This is a genomic window from Gluconobacter cadivus (genome assembly GCF_015244745.1).
In the GTDB taxonomy this organism is placed as follows: Bacteria; Pseudomonadota; Alphaproteobacteria; order Acetobacterales; family Acetobacteraceae; genus Gluconobacter; species Gluconobacter cadivus.
On the sequence record NZ_JABCQI010000007.1, the window covers coordinates 56,988 to 81,441 of the forward strand.

Genomic DNA, 24,454 nt, shown 5'->3' on the forward strand with positions numbered 1-24,454 from the left:
TGATCTGAGGTAAAAATCTGCTTCAGTCTTGGAAAAGACCTTAAACTGCTCATCACACGCGATCGATAGTCACCTATGTCCAATGATTTGTAAGAAATAAAATCCAACCGGCCGCCATGAGCATACAGGCCACAGAGATGGGTGCTCCGACACGCGAAAAAGTTGCGAAAGAAATTTTTACACCGCAACGAGCTGCCTGTTCGACAACGATAATACCAGCAAGACTACCGAAAATTATCAGGTTACTAAAGAACCCTGTTCCCAGCGCCAGGGCTGCCCCTATAGCATTGACATTTGTACCCGGACTTAAAAATGGGACCAGCAACATAACAGTCGGATTATTCCCGATAATGTTGCTCAAGGTCGCACTTGTTAAGAACAGGGACAAAGGATTGTTTAAATCAATTCCATACCTATGAAGATCATGCAAAATATTTTGAGGCAAACCTGTCTTCGACAGGGCCGCATTCACGATGAACAGGCCCGATATCAGCAATAAAAGATTTGCATCCACTCGCCGCAAAACATCGCTTGATGATATTTTTCGATTCAACAATAGAATTGCGGCGGCTGTCAGTGCCACCAGTTCTTTTGGCCAAGCATCCAGAACAAATGCAATAATGACAGCAATGGTGATAAAAATTGCCTTACAGGTTTCAGGGATATTCAAGGAATTTGGGGTTATTTTGTCCGTATCTTCCCCTTCCGAAACCCTTGCATGATCTAAAGTCCATTTGCCCCGATACATCCAGGCAACAATGCCCCATACAATTGGAAGGGATAACAAGGCCGGTATTCCAGCTACGGATAAGAAGCCTGTAAATGAAATCCCCAACTCCTGGGCCGCAATCATGTTCTGGGGGCTTCCAATTAAAGTCCCGGCCGATCCGGTGTTGGCTGCAAAGCAGAAAGCCAGCAGAAACGGAACCGGATTAAGACCACGCGCCAGGGTAACGGATACCAGAAGAGGCGTCATGGCGACGACCACGACATCATTTGTCAGCAGTGCAGAGAGGCCCCCAGACACAGCAACGAAAACGGCCAGAAGTGCTACGGGGCCAACAGAAAGCGTTGCAACTTTGCGTGCCGCCCATTCATAAAAACCTGATTCAGCAAATGCGCCCGAAACGACCATCAGGCCGAACAGCATTCCGATCGTTCGATAGTCGACTGCCACCCATGCAGCCTTGGCCCCGATGCTGCCAACGGCCATCATCGCCATGGCACCAATCATGGCCGCGCCCGTACGATCGACTTTGAAGCCGGGCAACTTGCCCAGCCCCATCGCCAGATAAACCATCAGAAAAATAAAAAGTGTTATATTCATAAACTATACCAGCCCAGACATCGGAAACATCAAAACTCAATTTTGAAGACCACTCCTGAGCAGCCGATTAAATGTTTTCTTTTTTTGCCTGATGATATTCTTTTCTGATTTCCTCAATATCAACGGTCGGTTCAGGAAAACGCAGGTCCATATCCTGAAGGGTTTTCCAGATGATATTGGATACAGCCAGGTTCCTGAACCATTTGTTATTCGACGGAATAATGTACCAAGGTGCATGTTTTGTAGAACATTTTTCCATCATGTCCTGATAGGCGGCAGTATACTTATCCCAGTATTCCCGTTCCTTATAATCAGCATCGCTGATTTTCCACTGCCGGACCGGATCGTCCAGGCGTTGACGAAAGCGTTCCAGCTGCTCTTCCGGCGTAATATATAGGAAGAACTTCAGGATGGTCACATTGTTCGCAACCAGCATTTTTTCAAAATCATTGATAAGATCGTATCGATTTGACCAGATTTTTTTGGGAACCAGATCATGTACTCTCGTCACAAGAACATCTTCGTAATGCGATCTGTTAAAGACACTGACCTGTCCGCGAGCAGGTGTATGGGGATGAACGCGCCATAGAAAGTCGTGAAGCTTTTCTTCTTCTGTTGGCTGTTTAAAACCATGCACGGATGTTCCCTGAGGGTTCATCGCTTTCATGACGTGCCAGCAGGTTCCGTCTTTTCCGGCAGCATCAATGCCCTGAAGAACAATCAAAAGAGCATGTTTCTTTTCAGCGTATAATTTTTGCTGATACGCACTGACAAGTGCCTGATGTTCTTCAATATCCTTATCGGCGTCATGCTCTGTTTTGTAATGCGCGTGATAAGATGCGTTGACATCCTTAAGTCGCACTGCAGTTTTCGGCTTAACAATTAATTTACGACGCAAATCCATAACAATAATCCTTTTTTGAAATCAAAAATTAGCTGTGAGCAATAGGCTGAACCAGTTTCAGACTATTCTTTTCACGACGCTTTATCTGAGAATTGGAAACAATCTTGATGGCGTCGATAATCACCATCCATATCAAGGCATAAGCCCAAACAACACCAATCATGATCCAGGGTAGTGCTGGAACGAGAATGCCGAAGACGCACAGCAGCACGGCCACAATCTGCGTTCCAACAACTGCAAGAAAGAGCGGACGGCTGGGATACGGTGGCCGAAAGATCGTATTGCGGGTGCGCACAACGAACAGAAGCAGGTGGCCGCCAGCAGCAAGTTGCAGGAAAATCATGGTCTGAAGATGAGCGGTTGTAAGCGGAACAATGTCCATCAGCCAAGGCGTATGCATCCAGCCGACGCCGAGAAGGAGAAGCCCAAAGCTTTCGGCCAGAGACGCAATACCCATGATGGAAGAGAACGAAATAATACGGTGCATGTTCCACCGCACCGGTTCGGGCGACGTCACGACGTTGTCGTAAGCGATTGTCATGATCGGAATATCGTCCAGCAGCGCCAGAACGACGATCATGATCGCGGTCAGAGGCTGGAAACCGAAAACGAGATATGCGGCGACGACAAGGAACATGATATCGGTCGTCATTGCGATACGATAATAAATATATGACGTGATACGCTCGAAGATCGCTCGCGCTTCCACGATCGCATTCACGATTGTTGATAGTCCCGGAGCCGTCAGGACCAAGGCCGCTGCAGAACGGGCTGCATCTGTTGCCCCGCTGACAGCGACCCCGCAATCAGCCTGTTTGAGAGCAGGAGCGTCGTTAACGCCGTCACCTGTCATGGCGACGATATGGCCCAGTTCCTGTAAGGCTTTGACAATTTCAAACTTATGCTCGGGAAAGACGCGCCCAAATCCATCAGCGACTTCAACGGCGCGTGCCGCATCAACCGGAATTTTGTTTGGATTCATATCTGCTGAGAAGATGTCGCTCGCCTTGAGCAGATGCTCGCCCAGTCCCAACTGATGGGCGATTTCAGAGCCGATCGCGACGTCGTCGCCTGTCACCATTTTTACGGACAACCCAAGCTTTTTCGCCTGTGCGATCGTTGCTGCCGCATCCGGGCGCGGCGGATCCAGCATGGGCAGAAGCCCCAGCAAGGTCCAGGTCGCCCCATCATCCTGAGAAACCGCCACACCCAGAGATCTGGTGCCATGACTGGCCAGTTCGGAAACTTTACCGAAATATTCGGCCGTCGGAGTGTTATCATTCGCGCCAGTCGGCTCTTCTTTCATTCCGCACAGTGTCGCGATAACCTGTGGGGCGCCCTTGGCATATCGGATTTTATGCCCGGCAGCGTCCTGCACAATGCCGACGGTCTTCTTATTGACAGGATCGAACGGAATAAAATCCACAGGCTTGTAAGAGCCCAGCGGATTATTGTCAGGAAGCGCCTTGAGAACAGCAAGATCAATGGCGTCCGTGCTTTCTTTCTGGGTCGCCAAAGCGGCGGCAATAACGAGATCGTCTGCTTTGGCGGTTCCAAATGGGATCGGAGCTTGCAGTGTCAGCTTGTTTTGAGTGAGTGTTCCGGTCTTGTCCGAGCACAGCACGTCAACACCTGCCAGTTCTTCAATGGCTGACAGACGTGACACGATGGCTTTCTGTCGCGAAAGTGCCAGTGCTCCGAGCGCCATCGTTACAGACATCACCGCCGGCATGGCCACTGGTACAGAGGCGACAAGAAGAACCAGCACAAACTGTGCGATCCCGCCGGCTTCGCTCCAATGCCAGACACCATGATAAGCCAGATCGTGCCAGAGTTGCGCTCCGACCAGCACGACGGCGAGCGCTGCCGCAAGAATGATCAGAAAGTCTCCAATCCGCAGAACAGCCTGCTCTGCATGTGACTTGCTTCCAGCGGACGCGACCAGCTTTGCGGTACGGCCAAAAAAAGTATTATTCCCTGTTGCAACAGCCACACCGATCATGGAGCCCTGGCGCGCAATCGACCCGGAATAGGCTCCATCACCAATTTTCTTTGAAACCGGCAAAGACTCGCCCGTCAAAGCGGCCTGATCAACAGACAGATATTTTCCATCAATGAGCAGCAGGTCGGCAGGAACGATTTCTCCCGCAGCAACCGTTACAACATCCCCCGGCACAAGCTCAGTTGCATCGATGGAGGCCCACACACCGTCGCGGCATACAGAGGCCTTGAGAGCCAGACCTTTTTTGAGGGCGGCCAGCGCATTGGCTGCTTTATTATCCTGCCAGAAGCCGATGGCTGCGTTATAAAGGAGCAAGCCCGCGATAACAAAAAAATCTGGCCAATCTGCACGCAGAAACGAAATAACTGCTGCAATCTCGATCATCCAGGGAATTGGTCCCCAGAAATAGCCCAATAGCTTTTTCCAGCGACTTTCTTCATGCGCCTGAATGGCATTTGGGCCATCTTTGGCGAGACGGTCTTTAGCTTCTAATGATGTCAGGCCTTTAGAAGATGTTTTCAGCTCTGAGAGTTTCGCTGCAATTGCTGCCGCATCCAGGGTCGTTGAACTGCCAGTCTGATTTTTAATTTGTGCCTGCGGGGGCTTTGTAGAGGGAGAAGAATCTGCAGTTTCCAAAGGAGGAGATGACATAACAAACTCCAAAAATATAAATGAATTTACTCTGAAATAATCAAAACATATTTTATATGAAGGAGAATCATTCGTTAAAATGCAGGAAAATTTATTGCAATGATAAAAATAAATTTTTATCGCTATGGAACTTTTATTTTATAAGTATTTCTAAAAATAATCATGTCGATATTTCTGGAGCAGATTGATTTGAATTATTTAAGAAATGATAAATTTTTAGAATTTCTCTGAACTGAGATGAGGACATTTCCGCACTTGGGCTTCCATAAGCCATTGACGTTCAATCTTCATAGAACTGACGCATCTCTCTGGACATCGATCCAGATACACGTTCTCCTGCCTGAACGACGCGCCCGCATAGGGCGTTCATGCGTTATGGCCGTCAACAGACGGCAATATCTCAACGTGGATGCAAGGAACTCTGAAGCAATGTCCCATCTCAGTCCCCTGGCCGGAAAAACACTTTCTTCTTCCCAACTCACCGACATTCCCGCCCTGATCGCAGCCTATTATGATCGCAAACCCGATCCTGCGGTCTCCACGCAGCGGGTGTCTTTCGGAACATCGGGCCATCGCGGTTCCTCGCTCCATACCAGTTTCAACGAAAACCACATCCTCGCCATCTGCGAGGCCATCTGCCGCCATCGCAAGGCCGAAGGAATTGATGGGCCGCTCTTTATTGGCATGGACAGCCACGCGCTCTCTGGTCCAGCACAGAAATCCGCTATCGAAGTGTTCGCGGCTCATGGCATTGACGTGCGGATCGACGAACATGGCGGCTATACGCCGACGCCTGTCATTTCCCATGCCATCCTGACCTACAACAAGGGCCGCACCACGGGCCTTGCCGATGGTGTGGTCATCACGCCGTCGCATAATCCTCCGGCAGATGGCGGGTTCAAGTATAACCCGACCAACGGCGGTCCGGCCGATACATCCATCACCAAAGCCATTCAGGACATGGCTAACGACTTCCTCGCCAACGACCTGAAAGACGTCAAACGCCTGCCCTATGAACAGGCGCGGCAGGAAGCCTGCATTAAAGGCTACGATTTCATCACGCCTTATGTGAACGATCTGGATTCCGTCATCGACATGAAGGCCATTCGGGACGCTGGCGTGAAAATCGGCATCGACCCACTGGGCGGCGCAGCCGTCGCGTACTGGAAGCCCATCATCGACCGCTATGGCCTGAACGCCACCGTCGTCAGCGACGTAGTGGACCCGACCTTCTCTTTCATGACTGCCGACTGGGACGGGCAGATCCGCATGGACTGCTCCTCCCCCTACGCCATGGCACGTCTGATCGAAATGGGAGACCGCTTCGACGTGGCCTTCGCTAATGATACGGATGCGGACCGCCACGGCATCGTCGCCATGCCCGATGGCCTGATGAACCCCAATCATTATCTTGCCGTGGCGATTTCCTATCTGTTCCAGAACCGCCCGGACTGGAGCCCGGAACTTGGCGTGGGCAAGACGCTCGTCAGCAGTGGCTTGATCGACCGCGTGGCAGCCGAAATGGGACGCAAACTGGTGGAAGTGCCGGTCGGCCTGAAGTGGTTTGTGCCCGGTCTGATGGATGGATCGCTGGGTTTTGGCGGTGAAGAAAGCGCAGGCGCCACGTTCCTGCGGCGCGACGGCTCCGTCTGGACCACGGACAAAGACGGTCTCATTCTGGGCCTTCTGGCGGCTGAAATTACAGCCAAGACCGGCAAGAACCCCAGCGCCCATTATCATGAAATCATCGCCCGTCTTGGCACACCCTATTACGAGCGCATTGACGCAGCGGCAAACCCGGAACAGAAAGCAAAGCTCAGCAAACTCACGCCAGAACAGTTCCCGCTGGAAACGCTCGCCGGTGACAAAATCATCAGCAAACTGACCCGCGCACCGGGTAATGACGCGCCGATTGGTGGCCTGAAAGTCGTCACCGAGAACGGCTGGTTCGCCGCACGTCCGTCCGGCACGGAGGATGTTTACAAGATCTACGCGGAAAGCTTTGTCAGCCCGGAACACCTGCGCGCCATTCAGCAGGAAGCACAGGACGCCATTTCAAAAGTCTTCGCTGCCTGAACCGTATTGCCCCCGGAGCGTACTCCGGGGGCAATCGGAAAACTAGAACGTCAGTTATAAACCAGTTCAAAATAAATACTGCGGCCGTAATCTTCTTTCGCTTCCAGCCGATTGAGGTGCTCTCCGTAATACATCCGCGTATGCGAACCCGCCAGATTATAGACTTCGTATTTCAGGCGAAGATTATCGGTAATATCGTTCCAGGCTCCAAGATCCAGACTGGGTTGGGAGCCGTAACCATACATCTGGGTCGGGTCGTCATTGAGACCTTCAAGATATTTCGCAGAATATGAAAAGGCTGCTTTGACTGCACCGCGGATCTGCGGGATGTGCCATGTCACGCTCCCGTTAAAGACATAGGAGGGCTGCTCGGTCAGCTGCTTCAGCTTGTATGAGACGTTGACACCTTGATAGGTCATCCGACCGCGCATCCAGGTTCCACTGGCATTGATGTCAAAGGACTGCCTCCATGGGCCTTGAATGCTGCGATCAACCACAGAAACCTCGACCCCCATCAGTGATGAATTATTGGCGTTGCGCGGCTGCGTGACATAAGTCAGTTCATCATTGATCAATTCGGTTGATCGGGTGGTATAGATGTCATGCGTGATCATCTTGTCGAAATAAGCGACGCTAAAGACGCCTTTTCCGCGATTGAAGAATTTATCAAGAGAAATATCGAAATTCTGAGCCTTACGCGGCATCAGATTAGGATTGCCTCGTGACAGCGAACAGTTAATGTCTCCGGGTTGCGTATTCTGGGAGTCACCACAGCTATATTGTGCAGCCTGCGCGAGGTCCGTCGGCTGAGGGCGACCTACCGACTGGCTGTAGACGGCATGCAGTATCAGATTTTTGGGAAATTCATGCACAAATGTCACGGAAGGAAGGGGGTTGATATAACCGCCCCGGTTTTTCTCGATTTTCCCTGTCGGATTCGATAAACTGTCGGTGTCTGGAATAAACGCATTGAAGTTCACCGAGTCAGCACGGACACCGGCGATAATCTGTGACTTCCGCCACTTATAATGCAGCGAAACATACCCATCAAAGAGTTGTTCCTGATAACGGAAATATGCCAGTTCCGTGTAATTTTTGGATTTGGCGGGATCAGGGGTCTGCTTGTCCCACGGGAAATTCGTCAGATCGAAGAATGGCCCGTTCGGGTTCTGCATATTCGGGATGAACATGCTGGATGCCGCATTTCCGCCCGGCTTGTACCAAAGCTGATCTGACGAATTGGTGGCGTTCAGACTGCGCCATTCAAAACCGCTTGCAAATCCAAACCCGTGAAAATCCGGATTCAAATTACGCGTGTAATCCAAGCGGACGTTCGTAACCCCTTCATGGTCACGGTCGTATTCCTGCTGAACTGTCTGGAAAGCATAACCGCTGTTGAGGAGTTTGTTCATATCGATAATATCGACAAGATTGGCGACATTATCTTTGTTTATAGTATAATCGGCGTAAACAGCGCCTTTTGCATTTTCTTTAGGGTAGACTCTCGCAGTCACATAGGGCTCGTGATTGTAATAGTCTTCCCATGTATAGCCAGCGCGCAATTTCAGCGTCGAAATATTGTCGTGCCAGCTCAAATTCCCCAGAACACCATTGGTATTCATCCGCCAGTTATCTTTCCGGCCGATCGTCCGGGCGCGATAGATGTATTCACGGCCGGACGTGGGGGTCTGGTTCCAGATCGCTGTATCGTCGAGCAGGTATTCGTTGTGCTCCATGAAGGAATTTTCCCATCTTTCGTAGGAATATCCCATAACGGATGCATTAAATCCGCTATTTTCAGGATGCCATTCAAGACGCGCGGCCCCACCCAGAGAGTTCAAATCGTTGGAATAGCTCCCGCCATCGACATAGCGAGGAGCGGTCATGCCATTCCACCCCGGCGTACTCGGATCATTCGGACTTAGAATTTTGCCCTTGGCATTATAATAATTGTAGCTGTCTTCCTGCCACTTCTTGGTCGTGTTCCGGGTCCGCCTCTGGTACCGGAACGAGGTCATGATGCCGAATTCCTTGTGTGCACCGAACCGGTCAGAGAAAACAGCCTTGGCACCCTGCCCCAGATGTGGCGACATGCCGGGGATCCTGTTGGCGCCTGCCGATCCTTTTTCGGTGCCGTAAATGCCGTAAGCATTGATATATTTATAAAGTCCATCATGGTCGAAGGCGCTGCGGGGGTTCATGTTAATGACCGCACCGATGGCACCCCCATCCTGTTCGGCTGTAAAAGTCTTGTAAATATCGTCCTCACCGGTCATTTCGGCCGGTATGTTCTGCATATTGACGCGCCGGCGGATGCTACCGCCGTCACTGATACTTGCGAGCGTCATACCGTCCAGTGTCGTCTGGTTAAGATCCGACGACACACCACGCACGCTGATATAACGGGGTTCGTCGCCATTACGGATCCCCGTGACCCCCGGAAGCTGCGTCAGCAGCTGGGCCATGGACGTCGCTCCACCCAGATTGGACGTGTCATCATAAGTGATCGAATCAACGACACCCGCAAAATTACGCTTGGTCCGCAATTCGTGACGGCTTCCCCTTACTGTCAGGTTGTCCACCATATCAGCTTCAGTGCCGGTGGATTTTCTGGCAGGTCTCGCATGCAGCGTGATGTTTTTGGGATTTGATGCGTCAATTTTGAAGGCATTCTTACCAAGAAGCCTGCGAAGTGCCTTCAGATTATCCATTTTCCCATAAAGGGGAGCAGAACGCAGACTGTTTGCCGCATTGGCATCAAACGCGACATGAACCCCGGTCTGTTGACTGAAAGCCGTCAAAGCAGATGTGAGAGACTGCGCAGGAAGAGAAAAAACGTTCTGGGAATCTTGGGCAAAAGCAAAAACAGGCACAAGACATGGAACGGACGCTGAAAGCGCCAACGCGAAAGACCGACTTGAGAAAGACATTCGTAAAACCCTGGACTGGAAAAGACAGAGATCTGCTCTCGCTGCGCGGGACATTTACTGGTTTCTGATTATTTCTCTTGTTAATGTTTTGTTTCATTTAACGTTTTATAATGACATTTTCTATCAATTTTAACTCAGATCACGATATTTTCTGGTTTTAGACTACTGAAAACACCTCTTTTCTTATCGGAGGGAAACAACATCTAAAAAAATATTTTCAGTATATTTTGTAAAAATTTATCACGCTTATTTGAGTTTTTACGAAACAGGAAAGAACTCACCGAACTTTATTACAGTCACCTGAATATGATTTTCGTCATATCCGGAACGCTCATAATAGTCTCTTCCGAACCTCACTGTTTACTGCCGTGGCGAGGCGTAAACAGCTTTCTCCCGTGTATCTTTTTCTGATGCCCGTCCCCTCAACGGAGTCCTGAAAACCGATGCTGTCTCGACCTGAAATCCTGATTGTCGGAGGTGGTGTCGCCGGCCTGTCTCTCGCAACGCGCCTCGGAAAATCGATGGGGAAGCCCGGAAAAGCGCGCATCACGCTGATCGACAAGAGCTTTTCCCATGTTTGGAAGCCAATGTTGCACTGCTTTGCCTCGGGCACGCTCAGCAACGAGAATGATAAAGTAAATTTCATCTCACAGGCCAGCGGTCATCATTTCGAATTCTGGCCGGGCGAAGTTGCGTCCATTGACCGCGAAAACCGGGAAGTGATCCTCAGCCCGCTTCTGGAAGCAGACGGCACCGTCGTTCTGGAAAGCCGCCGTATGAAATACGACACGATCGTCATTGCGATCGGCAGTTGCGCCAATGATTTCGGCACACCCGGCGTTAAAGAATATTGCATGTCCATCGACAACCTCGTGGAGGCTAATGCTTTCAACGAGAAATTCCGTATGGAACTGCTTCGCGCATTCGCCAACACGTCCGAACTGGACATCGCGATTGTCGGCGGCGGTGCGACGGGTGTTCAACTTGCCGCAGAGCTGCACAAGGCGCTGGAAATCGTAGGCCCGTATAATCTGCACGCTTTCGGTAAGGCACCGCCCAAGCTGCATGTCACGCTTCTTCAGTCAGGCCCGCGTATCCTCCCCGCCTTTCCGGAATCCGTTTCTGCGGCTGCCCAAAAGGAACTCGAACATATCGGCGTGACCGTTCAGACCAATGCCCGCGTTGCGGGAGCGGACGCCCATGGCTTCATTCTGAAAGATGGATCTTACGTTCCCGCCAAGCTGCGTGTCTGGGCGGCAGGTGTCAAAGCCCCCGAAGTTACTACTGCCTATGGCGGACTGACGATCAACCGGACAGGCCAGATTCTCGTCAATCCGAACCTCTCTTCCATTGACGATGAACGTATTTTCGCGCTGGGGGACTGCTCTTTCATTCAGGACGATCCCCTGCCCGCCACGGCTCAGGTCGCGGGGCAACAGGCCAAACATCTGGCCCGATATCTTCCCGCATGGATCGAACATGGCCGGAAAGTCCCGGGCTGCGTCTTCCATAACAAAGGCGCGATTGTGGCGCTCGGAAAATACAATGGCTGGGCCGCCCTCCCGGGGGGCACCGTCTGGGGCGGAGGAATCTCGCATGGTTTTTCGGCGCGGCTGGCGCATCTGATGCTGTATCGCCAGCATCAGATGGAACTCTTTGGCTATTATCGCGGTCTGATGTCCTGTTACTCGGACTGGGTGGAAACCTTTGTGCGTCCTTCCGTCCGACTGGACTGACAGGGCGTCGCAAGCCTCGTTACATCATGACGTATGCAAACGTTCCGTAGAGTTTTCCCTGAATTCAGGCGCTCTGACTTTCGCGGATCAGGCGATGAATGAAAGCGAGTTTGTGCATGACACCTGCCGTCAGCACAAACGGATAGAAATCCGCCAGCCCCATGGAGCGGTTCAGACTGTTCACGGCGTAGGTCAGGGGCAACCAAGCCTGCATGATGTCTTCGAAAGATGCCTGCGTATACGGATCTTCGAGTGTTCGCCCGGAAGCATGGCCGATCCCCTCAAGACGCGGATTGACGCTTACACCGAAAGCACAAGCGGTTTCGAGCGTTGAGACGATGTGCAGATAGTGCGCCCAGGTTTCTGCAAAATCCTCCCAAGGATGGGATGTCGCATAGACGCTGACATGATTGTCCTGCCATTTGGGTGGCGGGGGGCTGTCGTAATAGACCTGAAGTGCCTGTTGATAATCCGCACGATCATCACCGAAAACGGCTCGGCACTCCTCCAGGCGCCCGGCGTCGCGCACCAGCAGGTTCCAGTAATAATGCCCGATTTCGTGCCGAAAATGCCCGAGAAGCGTGCGGTAATATTCTCCCATCTCGACACGCATCCGCTCCCGCGTTGCATCGTCGGCTTCGCGCATGGCGATGGTAATGACGCCGTTGGAATGCCCCGTCATGACGGGGGCCGATCCGTCCAACGCATCGTCGAGGAAGTCGAACACCAGCCCGTTCTCCGGGTCCTGACGTCGATCCCGAATGGGCAGTCTGAGTCGCAGAAGCGTGTAGAAAAGCCGGTGCTTGGCCACCTCGATCTTGCGCCAGCGCTCCAGATTTCCGGGAATATCAAGGCTCGGAATCGTACGGTTGAAGCGACAGGCAAAGCAGAACGATCTGTCACTCTGCGGGTCAGGTTCGGTCAGCCAGTTGCAGACGTCATGATCATGATTGGAGCAGTAGCGCAGACTCTCGTGCCGGGCCGAGGGCTCAAGCGGGTGCCACAGCCGCTCCCCAGCCGGGTCCAGCGCAGTCAGCAGAGACTGTTCCGGCAGGTACCCGACGGGGTGGCGGCAGTGCTCGCAAACCGTGTTTTCAAAAAAGAGAATCTGTCCGCAGGACTGGCACTCAAAGAGCTTCATGGGAATGCATTACACCGCCTTCCCCGATCATGGCCAGTTCCGGAGCAATGTTCCCGACGGGAAGCGGTGTCGCACGCATCGTGACTTCAAACGTGGCCTTGCACCGGTCCAGCAGTCCTGAAATGGGCGCGGTTTCCTCGGGACGCCCGGCGACCGCCAGCGGAATGTGATGCTGCGCCACCATCAGACCGGACGTCGTATCAAAACCAACCCAACCACCTTCCGGAATCCACGCTTCAGCCCAGGCATGCAGGTCACAGCTCAGGCCAGTGACGTCATCCGGCTGGATCAGGTAGCCGGATACAAACCGTGCCGAAAACCCAAGATGCCGCAGGATCGTTACCAGAAGCCAGGCGCTGTCACGACATGAGCCGCTTTCTCGTTGCAACGTCTCTTCAGGCGTCCACACGCCCGGTTCAAATCTGCGCTGATAGGTCAGACGCTCCGCCACAGCCCGGTTGAGATCCGCCACCACGGACGGAACCTTCTGTTCCCCCGCAACCCGCCAGGCTTCGACAAAGCGGGACACCTGCGCCCCAGCCGTATCGACATCCCTGTAGGCGGCACAGACCGGTGTTTCTGCTTCTCCTGCCTCACCCGGCTGGCTACCCAGATCCACCTCCATACTGACCGAAACATCAAACGCCGTAACGCGCTCCTGAACCCGGACTTCCGCCACACGGTTGCCGTACGCATCGTGCCGCCAAAGCACATCCGCAGTATCCGGCGATATGTCGAGCGCATAATTCCGGATGACAGAGGCCACACGCGGCACCGGACACAGACGCACGGTCTGACGGCCCAGAAAGACAGGTCGGTCATACTGGTATCGGGTATGGTGACGCAGTACGACGCGGGAATTCATGCTCGGCAGGCCCTGAGGACAATCAGTTTCAGAAATGCATTCCAGACACAGGATTTTCGGGCCATCCCGCTCCAGCAACCACCGGGTCTGATGGCCGTTCAAACCATTACCCTATCAGTCTTGTCGGGAACCGCAACAATTTCCGCCAGACTTTCCCCGATCTGTCCAAACGCCAAATTTCACGCTTGGCAAAGCGTCGAAATCTTGCTCCGTTAATAAAATATCGTAACGAAGCGGCACGGCTGATCGGGCTTTCCTTCAGCAAACGGGGTCGGGGAAAACAGGGTGTGAGGCAGAGAATGAACAAGCCGGTTTTACAGTCTCCCGATCCCTCCGCGACCAGCCTTTCCGCACTGGCTCCGGCAAAGGCCGCGGCAGGTATTTTCGCCGCCTATGACACACCGGATTTTTTCTGCGAACTCATGCGCCGGACGGATGACATCCCCCCCGCACTCAGGACCGTGCGAGACCGTCTGGCCGGTTTTGATCTTTCGGAACTGCGTCATCGCACCAGCACGGCCGAGACGCAGCTCTATCGATTGGGCATCACATTCACCGTCTACTCCGACCGCGAAGCGATCGACCGCATTCTCCCCTTCGACATGATCCCGCGCGTTCTCACTGCCCCGGAATGGGATCATATCGACCGCGGCGTGCAGCAGCGCGTCAAAACGCTCAACCTGTTCCTGCGGGACATCTATCATGAGCGTCATGTTCTGCGGGACGGCATCATCCCCGCCAGTTTGGTCCTCGGCAACCCCAATTACTGCGAGGCCATGGTCGGCGTCCGCGTCCCCGGTGACGTCTATGTCCATATCAACGGGACCGACCTGATCCGCGACAGCAGCGGCCGCTTCATGGTGCTTGAAGACAATGCGCGCACGCCGTCGGGCGTCTCCTACGTCATCGAGAACCGGCACATGATGCTGCGCCTGATGCCTGACCTTGCTTCAGGAATGCCTCTGCGTTCGGTTGAGGAATACGGCCTCAAGCTGCATCAGACCCTGTGCGAGGTCGCGCCCGAGGGTGTGACCGATCCGCAGGTCGTGCTGTTCTCGCCCGGCATCTATAATTCCGCCTATTTCGAGCACGTTTTTCTGGCGCGCGAGATGGGCGTGCCTCTTGTCGAAGGCCAGGACCTGATCGTCGAGAACCATCGCGTTTACATGCGGACCGTTGCGGGGTTGCGACCCGTTCATGCCATCTATCGCCGCCTCAACGACGAATATCTGGACCCTCTGGCTTTCAATCCGGACAGCATGCTCGGCGTACCCGGCCTCGTGGAAGCCTATCGCCGGGGTAACGTCACGCTGGCGAACGCTCTGGGAACGGGCGTTGCGGACGACAAGGCCGTATACGCCTATATGCCCCGCCTCATCCGCTATTATCTTGGCGAAGACCCGATCCTCGACAGCGTCCAGACCCATATCTGCGCCGAGCCGGAGGGGCTGGCCTATACGCTGGCCAATATGGACAAGCTGGTCGTCAAACCCGTCGGCGAGTCCGGTGGCTACGGCCTGTTGATAGGCTCGCAGGCCACCCAGACTGAACTGGACGAATTCCGCGCAAAGCTGCTCGAAGATCCTTCCAATTATATCAGCCAGCCGGTCATCGACCTCTCGGTCTCTCCCACGCTTTGTCCCAGCGGTGTGGAAGCCCGGCATGTGGACCTGCGACCTTTCGCCCTGACCGGAAAAAATACATGGGTCCTCCCCGGTGGCCTGTCCCGCGTGGCCCTTCGCAAAGGCTCGCTGGTCGTCAATTCCTCACAGGGCGGCGGCTCGAAAGACACCTGGGTGATGGCCCGATGACACAGACCGGCACACGCTTTCCCGCCATGCTCGCCAATCTCAACACGCTGCTGTCGCGCTATGGCGAGAGCATGATGTGGCTCGCACGTTATATGGAGCGGATCGAAAATCTCGCCCGTATTCTGGAAGTAACGGAAGCCTTCGTCCGCAATCCCGATGGTAGTCCGGGATGGGATTCCATTCTTCAGATCAATTCTGATGAAGAGCGCTACGCCGCCCTTTATGCGTTGCCCGCGACGGAAGAAAATATCCTCGCCTTCTACATCACGGAAAGCACGAACCCGACATCCATCCGCGCCATGGCGCATATGGTTCGGGAAAATGCCCGTTCGGCCCGTCCGCTGATCTCCACCGAAATGTGGATGCAGCTCAATATTTTCACCCAAAGCATGATGGAACTGTCCACGCCCGACATTCGCCGCAATGGTCTGTCCGGGCTGTGCAACCGTATCAAACAGGACTGCCAGACGCATTTCGGCGTTACCGAAGGCACTCTGTACCGCGATCAGGCGTGGCTGTTCTATCTGCTAGGGAAATATCTGGAGCGTTCCGACCAGATCACCCGTCTGATCGATATCCGCTACCATACACTGCTTCCGGGTGGCGAAATCTCTGGGTCGCAGATGGACCTGACGCAATGGGGGTCCGTCCTGCGGTCGGCTGCGGCCTACCATGCCTTTCGCCGACTTCAACCCGTGACGACCACACCGGCCAATGTCGTGGGATTTCTGCTTAAAAACGAAGGATTTCCGCGCTCCCTGATGCTCAATCTGCGGCAGGTGGAGAACACGCTCAACGCCCTGTCCACACACTACAACCTCCGCCACCAGTGCGGGCCTTTACAGGAACGCATCATCAATCTGAGGGCCACGCTCGAAGACCAGACGGCAGAGGACATCATTTCCCGCGGACTGCACGAATACATGACTTATATTCAGGACGAACTTGGAGCCTTGCAGGCGAAAGTTTCCGTCACGTTCTGGCCAATCGCTCCGGTCATGACGCGACAGACGGCTGTCAGTTCGCAGTAAGTCCGGGAGCGGGGCGCGGGACATTGGCGATCCTCAGCGATATGCCCGCGTCCAGAAGCTGCCCGGCGCAGGCAGGATCGATCCCGTCATCCGTAATCACGACGTCGAATTCGGACAGGAGCGCCAGCCGGTTCATGGCCACAGTATCGAATTTCCGGCTGTCTGCCAGAAGAACGCGGCAATCCGCCACGCCCATCAGGGCCCGCTTGGCCTGAATGATGGCCTCAACCTGATGATAGGCCGTCACACCGGATATTGCGGCCGCCGACACGAATGCCATGTTGATCCGCATGGACATCACAGCCTGCTCGCAGATCCTTCCCACGAAGGCATCGAACGTCGGGCTATAACGTCCTCCCAGACCGATCAGCCCGACCGTTTCGCAAGACCCCAGACGGCTGACGACGCCCAGACTGTTCGTCACGACCGTCAACTGGGCGATTTCGCACAGTCTGTCGGCCATCGCCCCTGCGGTTGTGGAATCATCCAGCGCCACGGTGTCGCCTTGGCTCACCATGGAGGCAGCCAAGGTCGCAATCGCCCGTTTTTCAGCAACGGCCTGCACCCTGCGATACATCACACTTGCCGATGCGCCGATGTTCGGAAGCGTCGTGATGTCCGTTCCGATCCGCCGTACCAACCCCTGCGCACAGAGCACCAGAAGATCCCGGTTGATCGAAGCCCGACTAAGCGAGAAGCGTTTCAGCAGGTCAGCGACCGGCACCACGCCATGTTCGGTGACATAATCAAGGATCCCGCGTCGGCGGCCAGACAGTGCCTGCCCTTCCGTAAGCAGGGCATTCATCATGCAGGAACCTTCGGAGAGACCACATCACGCACGCTCTCGACCAGATCCATGAAATCCGCTGGATCCCAGCCTGCCCGGCCGATCAGCACGCCATCCACGTCCGGCAGGGCCACATAGTCGCGGATATTGCCGCGCGAAACGCTACCGCCATAAAGCAGCGGAATCCGCACGGAACTGCCCTGCCCCGCGATCTCCTGCACGACACCACGCAGCGTCGTATGGATCTGGGAGACGAAAGCCGGTTCAGCAGGACGGCCTGCCGATCCGATAGCCCAGACGGGCTCATAGACCACCAGAACCCGTTCAAGGTCTTCCTGTGAAACCCCATGCAGCGCAATTTTTGTCTGCCGCGCCAGTGTCTCCTGCGAAACACCGAACTCATATTCGTCGAGCGTATCACCAATGCAGATCAGAGGGCGCAGGCCATGCCGAAGCGCTGCACGGACCTTCAGGTTGACCGTCCAGTCCGTTTCCCCAAAATGCTGCCGACGCTCCGAATGCCCCAGCACGACAATGGACGCGCCGCATTCGGCGATCATGGGGGCGGAAATCTCACCCGTCCACGCCCCATTGTCCTCCCAGTACATATTCTGCGCGCCGACCATCAGGGGGCTGTCCTGAAGGACCGCTCCCACATCCCGCAGCGACGTGGCGGGTGGGGCCAGAAAACACCGGACGCCCTCCGGGGGACGAAAAAACGCCAGGGCGCGGGCATCCGCGATGGCTTCGGCCGACCCCTTGTTCATTTTCCAGTTCGTCCCGACCCAGATGCTTTTCTGATTCACGATACCTCTCCCGACAGCTTTCCGACTTGTTGGATCGTCACGACGATTCTCCCGACCTTGGACCGGACAGCATTTTCTTTAGCGTTAAACAGTAACAGAGAAAATGTCATGCGTCTCATGAATAACGATACATCACGCAACTCAGCGACAGTCCCGAATTAAAGTGATCAGTACCTTTCCGACGTCTCTTATGTTGCCAACCGGCCCCTGCACGCCCATACAGACAACACGATATTGCAGGTCCTGGACAGGGCGATCCCCGCTGATTTTCGCTGGATTTCAGCCATTCGGCGTATGACGGCCTGCTTCTGGAGACGGAGCACGCACATGACCCGAGAAACAGCCGCAACCGCCTTTCTGACGGCCCGGAACATTCCTTTCAGCGTTCATGATTATGAGTATGCCCCCAATGGCGGTCTGATCGGGATGCAGGCGGCAGAAGCAATCGGCGTGGCGCCGGAAGACGTGCTCAAAACGCTGGTTGTCGAAGTGGACAAGAAACAGGCCGTTTGTGTCGTCGCCCCCGCGCATCAGCGCATGAATCTGAAGAAGGTGGCAGCTTTGTTCGACGGGCGGAATGCCCGCATGATGAGCCCTGAAAAGGCGCATGATCTGACAGGCTTCGAGTCTGGCGGCACAAGCCCGTTCGGATCGAAAACCCCAATCCCGGTTGTCCTATCACAGGACGCGATGCCGCGCGCGCATGTTTATATCAATGCGGGTGGTCAGGGGCTGGTCGTGCGGATAACACCCGCCGATGCTCAGCGGGCCACGGATGCCAAAGTCGCCGATATCGCGACGGACTGAATGTCGTGAGCGTTTCCGGGAATGCCGCCACAGGCAAGCTCTCCCCAAAGCGCGCACTGTCCGGGCCGCAGATGGATCTGTTACAGCGCGTGCTTTCATTCTGCGAATGCCACCGACAGGACGACAGCGCCCTTTTCATTATTGAAGGCGCGGCGGGCACAGGAAAAAGCGTCGTCCTGAACGCAATCTTCAACACACTCCAGACCCGGGCGCGGAATGGTTCACCCGCCGACCCACTGAAAGGTCTGCGAAACATGCTGATCGTCAACCATCCGGAGATGCTCAAGCTCTATCGCAATATCGCGACCACCATGCCCAATCTGCGTAAGAGCGACTACGAACGCCCCACGACCTTCATCAATAAATCCGCAAAGACCGGACAACGCGCGGATATCGTGCTGGTGGACGAGGCGCATCTGCTGCTGACCCGTCCAGACCGGTACAATCATTTCTCCCAGCAGAACCATCTGGAAGAAATCCTCCGCTGGGCGCGGATCGTAGTGATCGTGTTTGATCCGTTGCAGGTTCTGAAGTTCAAGAGCCACTGGTCCAGTGATCTTCTCGAGAGCTTCCGCAAAGATCGCCCTTCAGAGACTTTCCATCTCAAAACCCAGTTCCGTGTCGCGGCCAGTACCGCCACATGTTCGTGGATCGACGCTTTGGGGCAGGGCAAGATCCTACCCCTGCCCAAAGATCCGCGCTTCGATCTGCGGGTCTATGACGACTGCGCAAAGCTCTATGCCGACCTGCGTGTTTGCAACGCGAAATACGGCCTTTGCCGTCTGCTTTCGACCTATGATTATCCCTATACGCTCAATGGTGAAGACCATTTCATCACCGAGGGCGACTTCCATTTACGATGGGACCGTTCCCTGCCAAGCGAAAAACTCCCCTGGGCCGAACGCCCGGATACGATCGACGAGGTCGGGTCAGTCTATACGATTCAGGGGTTCGACCTGAATTATGCGGGGGTCATTCTCGGGCCGTCCCTGTTTTACGATGCAGAACATGACCGGATCGGCGTCAGGCCGGAAAGATATGAAGACAGCGCAGCCTTTCAGGGGCGGGATGGAATCGCCGCGCCCGACGAGGCAAAAAAGCGCGTTATTCTTAATGCCCTGAACGTCATCCTTACGCGCGGGATTCATGGGCTGTTCCTGTATGCCCACGACCCTGCCCTGCGCGCGCGCCTGCTGGAACGCTGATCTTCTGCACTCACGTGGGCGTGGGTTGTCATGCCTGAGCCATTCTGTTCCTTTATCGGTAAAGGAGATCTCAGCTATGGCTCGTCAGACATTTCTAACCTTCGCTTTCAGCGTCGGTATTGCAGCACTTACTACTGCCTCCCCCCTTCTCGCCGCCGAAACCGTCGACAAAGGCACACTTCCGTCCGGCAATGTGCAGATCATCGGACGCTTTTCCAACGCTCAACCTTCCGGCATTGCCGTTCTGCCCGATGGACGCATGGTGCTCGGCTTCCCCCGGAGCGCCCACGACCATTCCGGCCCGAAACTGGGACTGTATGCGAAAGGTAAGCTGACCCCCTTCCCCGATGCCGCCTCACAGGAACAGTTCGTCTCGCCGCTAGGTATGACCGTTGATGCCAACGGGCAGCTCTGGGTTCTGGATGAAGGCATGGTCGCTGGCACAGGAACGGTAGCAGGCGCGCAAAAGCTCTTCCGGATTGACCCCGCGAACGGAAAAATCGCGCAGGTCATTCCCCTCAGCGCCCCAGCCCTTCTGCCGGACAGCCACGTCAATGACGTCCGCATCGACCTGACTCATGGCAAGGCGGGAACCGCTTTCATTACCGACACGTCCGTCGATGTGCATCCCGCACTGATCGTCGTTGATCTGGCCACGGGACATCAGCGTCGCATTCTGGCGGACACGGTCTCCGTCATGCCGGTTCAGGGCTTTGTTGCCGTAATGGACGGTGTGGCAGGACGCTACGATCCGGCGCATGCCACGATCCCTCAGGGTGGCGTAAACGGGATTGCTCTCAGCCCAGACCAACAGACGCTCTACTGGCAGCCGCAGAGCAGCCGCCGCCTCTATTCTGCGCCAACCGCTGTTCTGTCTGATCCGAACACCAGCGAAGCCAATCTGGAAAAGGCTGTGAAGGATGAAGGCGAAACCGGAGTGGGCGATGGTATGGCAACTGGCCCGGACGGTTCGCTCTACATCACGGATGATGAGCGCCATGCCATCCTGCGACACCGGCCGGATGGTCAGGTTTCCGTGGTGGCACATGACCCGCGCCTGACCGAACCCGATGGTCTGACTTACGCCAATGGCGCTCTGTACGGCACGGTCGGACAATGGGCACGCCTGCCGGTTTTTCATAACGGCAAAGACCTCGAAGTCATGCCGTATATTGTCGTGAAAATCGCACCGCTGGACTGAAGACAGTACCGCCGGAGATCACTCGTAAACTCTCCGGCGCATTTTCTGATCATATTAATACGGGAATCCCGGGACAGACACTTCTCGCTCCGGCATTTACCGTTTTCTGTGTTGAAACTATCTCGAAAACCTGGATAATATACTCTATCTTTTTTATGATATGCGATACATCTATAATAATAGAAATTATAGTAAATATTTATTATTACCTTCTGAAAAATCGCGTTATTTTATTTAAAACAAAGGCGAATTTATTTTTTTTCTTTTTTTTATTTATATCTATTGCAGAATAAATTTCAATTTTATCATCAAACTTGAAATTATTAAAATATATTTCAAAAAAATCTCTTGAAAAAGGAATTTTTCGATAAAATTTATCAATTTTATTTGTCTCTATACTAATTTTATTATAATCCATTTCAATAAGACTGGAATTATAGAAGCAAAAACATGTTTTTTTTTGGCTATCTACGATAATAGGAGAAAATCTATTATCTTCGAATGGAAACTCTGACCAAAAGGAGCCCGCTATCGACGAATAAAAACTCATTATATAACCGTGTTTGTTAATAATAATAAATAACTCCGAGCTTTCTTCATTTGGAAGATAATCATAAACGAAATAGTAGTATCCTCCATATTGATCTGGGTTATTAAAATATATTTGATTTTTAATGCAAATCTTTTCCTCTCGGGAAAGAGGAAATTCGAGATAAGAATTAAGAATATGTTCTAATATGTTTTTAGTCGGCAATGAATAGGATTCATTTAATTGATTTCTAATCACAGAACTAAGAATTTTTCTTTTTTCAAGGCAATATAATGATAAGTGCCCCAAACCCGGAAGAACAACAACATTAATTTTATTAAGAAATTTGTTAATTAAGTAAAATGTCTTATTATCATCTTTTATTGATAAATCAAGTATAACTATAAATTTATCCTGATCTTTTGGTGAAAGGGATGATACCTTAATATTATTAAGGCAGTAATTTTCTATGTAGCTTTTATTTATTTTGTCAAATAAAATAAACTCTTCACTATCATTTAAATTCATTTCCTTTTCTGAAAGAGATAAATATGGACTACAAACAATGCATAAATCTACCTTTATGTAGCTAGATATATAAAATGCAAAAAATCCTCCCATAGAATGGCTTATTATTACTACTTTAGAAAAATCTTTTAGAAAATTTCTTAGAAAATCAAGAGAATTTTCAGTAGAATCATTTATGAAGAAATCTCTTTTTTTATTTGTTATTCCTAAAACGTTAAAATCTAAAAAACTATCTTCTAGCAAGATATATTTTTCTGATTCATCTTCATGCCCAATACCACTTATAGTTACAATAATGGTGTTTTTTATATTTTTTTTTGTTGGAACTTCCTGCGCCTTTGAGAAATTCATCGAAATAAATTCATTACAGAAGACCATAGCATTCTCCAAAAAATATAATTACTTATATTTTTTTATTTTGTTTTTTTTGTATAATACTATACCGTTGTGAACGACGCTGAGGGATTTGAGTTCCTCAAAAATTAATCTCACAATCGATTTCGTAAATTCCAAATTAAAAAAATACTACTATGAAAATATAGAATAAATATTAGTATTATATTATATATTAATCGCTATAACGTCGAATATAATGAAAATGTTTACCTGAATATCATAAATATATGCTATATAATTTCTACAATTTCTGCGCCTGTTCTAGCTGGATCTACCTTATATACAATGCGGATTCTTGGGGAAATCTTCCTATTCTAGGTATAGTATATGATTCCTTTGCCTCCGGTTCGGATTGAAAAAATAGTGATCTGAAGCAGTCCAGCCCAGTCAGACCCGGCGCTGACGCTAAAACGATCCGTCCGTTTGATGAAAGTCCAGGAGCAATATCCTTGCTACTGGTTCATACGCTGAGCGAAATACCTCTCGAAACCAAGATACTATGCTCCCAAGCAACGGTTTGTCGCCTCTTGCAACTCCCGCTCGACATTTCTGGGAAGAGGAAATCTTTGCCGCTCAAATCACTTCTCTTGTGCGCGCCACACGATGCACATCGTTATGATGGGAGAACCGCTGACAAGAGAACAACGAACTGGCAGCTGGCTGCTACCGGCACGAAGTTATGATTATTTGATTTATTAGATTTTGGTGACCTGGTGGAGAGAGTTGGATTCGAACCAACGTAGGCGTACGCCAGCGGATTTACAGTCCGCCCCCTTTAGCCACTCGGGCACCTCTCCGGGTCGGCGGTTGAGATATGGCGGATTGGCGGCTATGTCAATCGCCTGTTGTCGATTATATGATTTTTATGGCCAGAAGATCTCCCTCCCGCTCCGCTCCCGACCGTTCTACGGATCGCGCCTCCCCTCCCTCCGCGCACGCTAACCAGCCGTCCCGCTCCTCCGATGAGCGCTCTGGCAGGCGTAATGGCCGTTCCGGTCGCGGTCATGCTGGCAACTCCGGTTCCGGCTACTGGATTTATGGGCACCATGCCGTGCAGGCGGCGCTCGCCAATCCTGAGCGTGTGATCCATGATTTTCTGGCGACGCGCGAAGCTGCGGCGTCTTTCGAAGGCGCATCGCACAAGCCGCAGATTGTGGACCGTGAGCGCCTCGACAAACTCTGTGAGCGCGATGCCGTGCATCAGGGTGTTTGCCTGCGTGTTGAGCCTCTGGAAACACTCGCCATTCTCGATATCGTCGAGCGTACCGGCCCGGTTCTGGTGCTTGATCAGGTGACGGACCCGCGCAATATCGGCGCCATTCTCAGATCGGCTGCGGCGTTCGGAGCGGCAGCGCTTCTGGTGCAGGATCGCAATGCCCCGCAGGAAAGCGGCGCCATGGCGAAGGCAGCTTCAGGCGCGCTCGACCTCGTTCCCATTCTGCGTGAGGTCAATCTCTCCCGCGCCCTTCAGGCGCTTCAGGCCGAGAATTTCTGGGTTGTCGGTCTGGATGCCGGTGGCACACGACTGGATGGAAAAGGGTTTGTCGGGCGTCGTGTGGCGCTGGTTCTGGGGGCCGAAGGGGCTGGATTGCGCCGCCTGACGCGTGAGACCTGCGACGAAATCGCCAGTGTTTACATGCCCGGCGACATGGAGAGCCTGAACGTTTCCAATGCTGCGGCGGTCGCGCTGTACGAACTCGTCCGGCCCGTCTGACTGAAAA

17 protein-coding genes and 1 tRNA gene are annotated in these 24,454 nt (G+C 52.8%); 8 read left to right on the forward strand and 10 right to left on the reverse strand.

The genetic code is table 11. The features are described 5' to 3' along the window. Positions 1-73: 73 nt before the first annotated feature. The 3 genes from HKD28_RS10935 to HKD28_RS10945 all read right to left on the reverse strand — a co-directional run bounded on the left by HKD28_RS10935 (position 74) and on the right by HKD28_RS10945 (position 4,884). On the reverse strand, positions 74-1,327 hold the full coding sequence (locus HKD28_RS10935; protein ID WP_194268152.1) for an ArsB/NhaD family transporter: 1,254 nt from the start codon (positions 1,325-1,327) through the stop codon (positions 74-76). 67 nt (positions 1,328-1,394) lie between these two features. Further along, positions 1,395-2,231, reverse strand: a complete 837-nt coding sequence (locus HKD28_RS10940) for a polyphosphate kinase 2 family protein (protein WP_194268153.1) — start codon at positions 2,229-2,231, stop codon at positions 1,395-1,397. Positions 2,232-2,259: 28 nt separating this feature from the next. Beyond that, positions 2,260-4,884 (reverse strand): plasma-membrane proton-efflux P-type ATPase, encoded by a 2,625-nt coding sequence (locus HKD28_RS10945; RefSeq protein WP_194268154.1) that lies wholly within the window; start codon positions 4,882-4,884, stop codon positions 2,260-2,262. Positions 4,885-5,313: 429 nt separating this feature from the next. Here HKD28_RS10945 and pgm point away from each other — a divergent pair, with 429 nt between their 5' ends. Continuing rightward, the gene (gene pgm / locus HKD28_RS10950; RefSeq protein WP_194268155.1) at positions 5,314-6,960 is read left to right on the forward strand and encodes a phosphoglucomutase (alpha-D-glucose-1,6-bisphosphate-dependent); all 1,647 of its coding nucleotides are present in this window, start codon (positions 5,314-5,316) and stop codon (positions 6,958-6,960) included. A 50-nt stretch (positions 6,961-7,010) separates the two neighbouring features. Here pgm and HKD28_RS10955 read toward each other — a convergent pair whose 3' ends face one another. Continuing rightward, positions 7,011-9,944 carry an outer membrane beta-barrel protein gene (locus HKD28_RS10955; RefSeq protein WP_328750279.1) on the reverse strand — a complete coding sequence of 978 codons (2,934 nt, stop codon included), beginning with the start codon at positions 9,942-9,944 and terminating at the stop codon, positions 7,011-7,013. A 389-nt stretch (positions 9,945-10,333) separates the two neighbouring features. Between HKD28_RS10955 and HKD28_RS10960 the strand changes: the two genes are divergently transcribed. Next, complete coding sequence (locus tag HKD28_RS10960) at positions 10,334-11,626, forward strand: NAD(P)/FAD-dependent oxidoreductase (RefSeq protein ID WP_194262536.1); 1,293 nt, start codon at positions 10,334-10,336, stop codon at positions 11,624-11,626. Positions 11,627-11,690: 64 nt separating this feature from the next. Here the strand turns inward: HKD28_RS10960 and HKD28_RS10965 are convergent, their stop codons facing one another. Together HKD28_RS10965 and HKD28_RS10970 are read right to left on the reverse strand one after the other, a co-directional pair. Beyond that, complete coding sequence (locus HKD28_RS10965; RefSeq protein WP_194268157.1) at positions 11,691-12,767, reverse strand: zinc-binding metallopeptidase family protein; 1,077 nt, start codon at positions 12,765-12,767, stop codon at positions 11,691-11,693. Continuing rightward, positions 12,754-13,632: a transglutaminase family protein gene (locus tag HKD28_RS10970; protein WP_194268158.1), complete on the reverse strand. Its 879-nt coding sequence runs from the start codon at positions 13,630-13,632 to the stop codon at positions 12,754-12,756. Before HKD28_RS10970 ends, HKD28_RS10965 begins: the two co-directional genes overlap by 14 nt. A gap of 299 nt (positions 13,633-13,931) precedes the next feature. Here HKD28_RS10970 and HKD28_RS10975 point away from each other — a divergent pair, with 299 nt between their 5' ends. Both HKD28_RS10975 and HKD28_RS10980 read left to right on the forward strand, forming a co-directional pair. Further along, the gene (locus HKD28_RS10975) at positions 13,932-15,443 is read left to right on the forward strand and encodes a circularly permuted type 2 ATP-grasp protein (RefSeq protein WP_194268159.1); all 1,512 of its coding nucleotides are present in this window, start codon (positions 13,932-13,934) and stop codon (positions 15,441-15,443) included. Further along, positions 15,440-16,474, forward strand: a complete 1,035-nt coding sequence (locus HKD28_RS10980; protein WP_235993424.1) for an alpha-E domain-containing protein — start codon at positions 15,440-15,442, stop codon at positions 16,472-16,474. The genes HKD28_RS10975 and HKD28_RS10980 overlap by 4 nt, the downstream gene beginning before the upstream one ends. Here HKD28_RS10980 and HKD28_RS10985 read toward each other — a convergent pair. Next, positions 16,461-17,282, reverse strand: coding sequence for a DeoR/GlpR family DNA-binding transcription regulator (locus tag HKD28_RS10985; RefSeq protein WP_235993425.1), 822 nt, complete (start codon positions 17,280-17,282; stop codon positions 16,461-16,463). The genes HKD28_RS10980 and HKD28_RS10985 overlap by 14 nt on opposite strands. Continuing rightward, positions 17,279-18,067, reverse strand: a complete 789-nt coding sequence (locus HKD28_RS10990; protein ID WP_407925768.1) for a triose-phosphate isomerase — start codon at positions 18,065-18,067, stop codon at positions 17,279-17,281. The genes HKD28_RS10985 and HKD28_RS10990 overlap by 4 nt, the downstream gene beginning before the upstream one ends. A gap of 327 nt (positions 18,068-18,394) precedes the next feature. Here HKD28_RS10990 and HKD28_RS10995 point away from each other — a divergent pair, with 327 nt between their 5' ends. From HKD28_RS10995 to HKD28_RS11005, 3 genes are all read left to right on the forward strand, one after another. After that, a complete protein-coding gene (locus HKD28_RS10995) occupies positions 18,395-18,874 on the forward strand; it encodes a YbaK/EbsC family protein (protein WP_194268160.1) in 480 nt (159 codons plus the stop codon). A gap of 5 nt (positions 18,875-18,879) precedes the next feature. After that, a complete protein-coding gene (locus HKD28_RS11000; protein ID WP_328750283.1) occupies positions 18,880-20,079 on the forward strand; it encodes a DUF2075 domain-containing protein in 1,200 nt (399 codons plus the stop codon). A gap of 76 nt (positions 20,080-20,155) precedes the next feature. Next, the gene (locus HKD28_RS11005; protein ID WP_194268161.1) at positions 20,156-21,280 is read left to right on the forward strand and encodes an SMP-30/gluconolactonase/LRE family protein; all 1,125 of its coding nucleotides are present in this window, start codon (positions 20,156-20,158) and stop codon (positions 21,278-21,280) included. A gap of 205 nt (positions 21,281-21,485) precedes the next feature. Here HKD28_RS11005 and HKD28_RS11010 read toward each other — a convergent pair whose 3' ends face one another. Further along, positions 21,486-22,688 (reverse strand): transcriptional regulator, encoded by a 1,203-nt coding sequence (locus HKD28_RS11010; protein WP_194268162.1) that lies wholly within the window; start codon positions 22,686-22,688, stop codon positions 21,486-21,488. A 756-nt stretch (positions 22,689-23,444) separates the two neighbouring features. After that, positions 23,445-23,530, reverse strand: a tRNA-Tyr gene (locus HKD28_RS11015). 68 nt (positions 23,531-23,598) lie between these two features. Between HKD28_RS11015 and rlmB the strand changes: the two genes are divergently transcribed. Further along, a complete protein-coding gene (rlmB, locus tag HKD28_RS11020) occupies positions 23,599-24,447 on the forward strand; it encodes a 23S rRNA (guanosine(2251)-2'-O)-methyltransferase RlmB (protein ID WP_194268163.1) in 849 nt (282 codons plus the stop codon). Positions 24,448-24,454 lie beyond the last annotated feature (7 nt).